This window comes from Bradyrhizobium sp. INPA03-11B (genome assembly GCF_040446015.1).
Classification (GTDB): Bacteria; Pseudomonadota; Alphaproteobacteria; order Rhizobiales; family Xanthobacteraceae; genus Bradyrhizobium; species Bradyrhizobium macuxiense_A.
Genome location: NZ_JASGSR010000274.1, coordinates 1 through 970 on the forward strand (window position 1 = coordinate 1; position 970 = coordinate 970).

Annotated in this window: 1 protein-coding gene; it reads left to right on the forward strand. The window is 60.9% G+C overall.

Annotation, left to right across the window (positions count from 1 at the left end; genetic code table 11):
• Positions 1-71: 71 nt before the first annotated feature.
• Positions 72-970, forward strand: a protein-coding gene (locus tag QMZ05_RS40890; RefSeq protein ID WP_353705898.1) for an IS630 family transposase whose coding sequence is annotated in 2 segments (ribosomal slippage) — positions 72-418 and positions 417-970 — 901 coding nt annotated over the 2 segments. Because the reading frame shifts where the segments join, the coding sequence is not laid out codon by codon here. This gene is flagged as partial in the annotation.

Below are 970 nucleotides of genomic sequence, written 5' to 3' on the forward strand. Positions count from 1 at the left end.
TGAATCGATTTGGGATTCCCAAATCAGTGAGTTTCTGATTCACCATGCTGGCTGGGCGGAGGCCAGCATGGATGGGCAAGCCTTATTCTCTGGATCTTCGCAAGCGTGTCGTGGCCGCGATCGAGGGCGGGATGTCGCGCAATCAGGCAGCCAAGCAGTTTGGGGTCGCGATCAGCACGGCAATTGGCTGGATGAAGCGGGTCGATGAGACCGGCAGCGTTGCTCCGGGCCAGATGGGCGGTCACAAACCGAAGGCAGTTTCGGGAGAGCACGCAGTCTGGCTGTCGCAACGGATCAAGGACGGCGATTTCACCATACGCGGGCTCGTTGCCGAGCTTGCCGCACGCGGCCTGAAGATCGACTACCACTCGGTGTGGGACTTCGTGCATGCCGAGAAGCTCAGCTTCAAAAAAAAGCGTGGCGGCTGGCGAACGCGATCGTCCGGCGGTCGCGCGGCGGCGAGCCCAGTGGGCAAAGTATCAAGGTCGCATCGAAGCTGAGCGGCTGGTCTTCATCGACGAGACCTGGACCCGGACCGACATGGCCCCTTTGCGGGGATGGGCGCCGCGCGGAGCCAGACTTCCCGCCAAGGTTCCTCACGGACGCTGGAAGACCATGACCTTTCTGGCTGCCTTGCGCCATGACCGGATCGATGCGCCATGGTTCATCGAGGGACCAATCGATGGCGAGAGCTTTCGGACTTATGTCGAGAAGGTTCTGCTGCCGACCCTTCGCCCTGGCGATATCGTGGTCATGGACAATCTCGGCAGCCACAAAAGCAAGCTCGTGCGTCAGCTCATTCGTTCCGCCGGCGCCAAACTGTTCTTCCTGCCAAAATACTCGCCCGACCTGAACCCGATCGAACAGGTCTTTGCCAAGCTCAAACACCTGGTGCGAAAGGCCGCCGCCAGAACCGTCGACGCCGTCTGCGCCGCCATCGGTGAAGTCCTGACAGCATTCACCCCAGAGG